3 protein-coding genes are annotated in these 2,241 nt (G+C 44.3%); all 3 read right to left on the reverse strand.

Annotated elements, in window-relative coordinates; all coding sequences use genetic code 11:
• Nucleotides 1-316: 316 nt before the first annotated feature.
• A complete protein-coding gene (locus ACQ4N7_RS30145; RefSeq protein ID WP_106866659.1) occupies nucleotides 317-625 on the reverse strand; it encodes a type II toxin-antitoxin system RelE/ParE family toxin in 309 nt (102 codons plus the stop codon).
• Complete coding sequence (locus ACQ4N7_RS30150) at nucleotides 625-891, reverse strand: ribbon-helix-helix domain-containing protein (protein WP_430715107.1); 267 nt, start codon at nucleotides 889-891, stop codon at nucleotides 625-627. The genes ACQ4N7_RS30145 and ACQ4N7_RS30150 overlap by 1 nt, the downstream gene beginning before the upstream one ends.
• Before the next feature lie 213 nt (nucleotides 892-1,104).
• Complete coding sequence (locus tag ACQ4N7_RS30155) at nucleotides 1,105-2,130, reverse strand: tetratricopeptide repeat protein (RefSeq protein ID WP_430715108.1); 1,026 nt, start codon at nucleotides 2,128-2,130, stop codon at nucleotides 1,105-1,107.
• Nucleotides 2,131-2,241: the final 111 nt, after the last annotated feature.

Here is a 2,241-nt window from a genome sequence, read left to right on the forward strand (position 1 = left end):
CTATTCTCACGATCTATTCACAGACTGCATAATGAATCTGACCTGCCCAGCTATGCTGTTTTTCCCTCGCCAATCGAGGGGGTGCCGAAGTTGATGCAACTAGGTGCCGAAGTTATGCAAATACGCATCTACCGCTGAAAGTGTTGATGGGCAAGGGTTATAGCGAAACGGTAGACAAGTAGACAGGGTTTGCCAATGGGGAATTGCTAGGAAAGTGTCTACTGTCTACCGAAATGGCTGAAGAGATTGTGGATAAAGGCTTTTGCCCGGTAGACACTCTGTCTACCGGGCGTCTACCGTATCTACCGAAAATCGATCACTCGTCGTCGTCTGTGAACAAGCTCGTTAGATCGCGGTAGCCACTGACAACTCGCAAGATGTCTACTCTAGATTCTGTTGCGGTGTAGAGAATGAGGTAGCTCTCCATTGAGAGGCTGCGCAGTTCTGGGAGGATTTCGTCGCGTGGCCGCCCCAGATTAGGGAATTGGGTAATTCTGGCGAATTTGGCATCGAGCTTTGAGAGGAAGCGCTCGGCCTGCTGGAGCCCAGTCTGTCTAGCGATGTAGTCTGCAATGGCCTCGATGTCTTGAATGGCAGGCTGGGTTAGGTAAAACTGAGGGGCCATTATCCGGCGGAGGCGTGGCGAGACCGCAGGTTTTCTCTAATCTGGGCCATGGCGGTGGGGCCTTCTACAAGTTCTCCGCGCTGGGCTGCTTCCCAGCCGATCTGGGCATCTTGCTGGAGTTCGGCGAGTCGCCCTTGATAGATGCCGTCTTGCTGGTCGAGCAGGTATATACCTGCTGTGATGACCTCTAGGGCAGATTGGTATTTGCCAGCGGCGAGTTGGCGTTGGATGAGTTGCTCTAGTTCAGGGGGAAGGACGATTTGCACCGGGATGACACCAGCCTTAACTTTTTTGAGTTATGTCTTCCATTTTAAGGTCTCCCTCAACGCCTAGGTTACGACCAACCACCTGCTCTGCGGGTCCGTGACTGCTTACTTGCTCAATATTGCCGATTTCTGCACTACCTTTGATTCGCACCGTGTCCAACACAATTTGAATGGACGGGGCTTGAGTCTGAATTTGACGTATTTCATGCATTTTTATTGAGCTACTAAAATGCCATAAACCTCCTGGGGACATTCTTGTCCAGTTGTTTTTTGCCAAATCTCCTTAAAACTTTTCTCATCTAGGCTTTTCAAGAGCCGAGCCAAATTTTCAAGATCAATAGTAATGAACTCACGACCATACTCAAAATCTATTGCAAAAGCACTTATATAACAACTTAGGGCTCTTGCTAAATTTTGTTGAATCTCTAAGGCTCCTCCGAGTTCTACGAGAGTTGCGGCAACTTTTCGCCATTCCTCAAAATTCCTTCTTATCTCAAGAGCTTTTTCAAAGTATGCAATCGATTCTTCTAATTGGCCCAACTCTTTTAATACTTGCCCTAATCCCTGATACTCATCAGAAGCATTATACTCATCTCCCTCATTCTCATAAATTTGAAGAGCCTTTCTATAATAAAAAATGGATTTTTGATAATCTTTTTGACTTCGAGAGAGCATCCCCAGTAAGTCGTAAGCCGCTGCCATTTTATAAGGCTCACGAAGTAACTCATAAAACTCAATCACCTTTAAAGCGTATTCACTTGCTAAATGGAAGTTCCCTTGCATTCGATAAATTTCAGCCAACTCATAATGTATTTCAGTCTCTTTGTATGAATCCTTTCTTTCCTGAGCAATTTTCATTGCTTCATCAAAGTAAATAAGAGCATCATTAAAATCATATTTTAGCCGAGAAATAATTCCCAATTGAGCATATACACTACTTAGAAAATTTGTGTTGTCAGGAGATTCCACCTCTTCATATAGCTCAATAGCTTCTTGACAATGCTTTATAGCTTCATCGAAATCTCTTTCATTGGTTTCAATAATGCCTAAATTAAATTTAGCCGTAGAAATCTTCTCCTTAAATAGTATTGAGTAGTTAGGATGTGAAAGTCCATCCAGAATTTCCTGGTTAATTCTCCTTGCTTTTTCAAAATTCCCAAGCCTAACAGCATTACTAGCTTCGGCACCCTTTATAAATATGTATAGATTAATAGCCTTTTCATCGCAGGGCCATTTCATTCTCAAGGAAGGCTGAAGATGCTAGAGTTTCAGGCTGATTCATCTTTTCCTTAGGCTCTATGCATCTTTCTCCTCCATCCCCTGCTACGGTTCCCCAAACCCACCCTGAGT

It is taken from the genome of Nodosilinea sp. AN01ver1 (genome assembly GCF_050565655.1).
Classification (GTDB): Bacteria; Cyanobacteriota; Cyanobacteriia; order Phormidesmidales; family Phormidesmidaceae; genus Nodosilinea.

Excerpts from the sequence above, each read along its gene's own strand:
- ACQ4N7_RS30145 (WP_106866659.1), bottom strand. The coding sequence starts at position 625 with ATGGCCCCTCAGTTTTACCTAACCCAGCCTGCCATTCAAGACATCGAG.
- ACQ4N7_RS30155 (WP_430715108.1), bottom strand. The coding sequence starts at position 2,130 with ATGAAATGGCCCTGCGATGAAAAGGCTATTAATCTATACATATTTATA.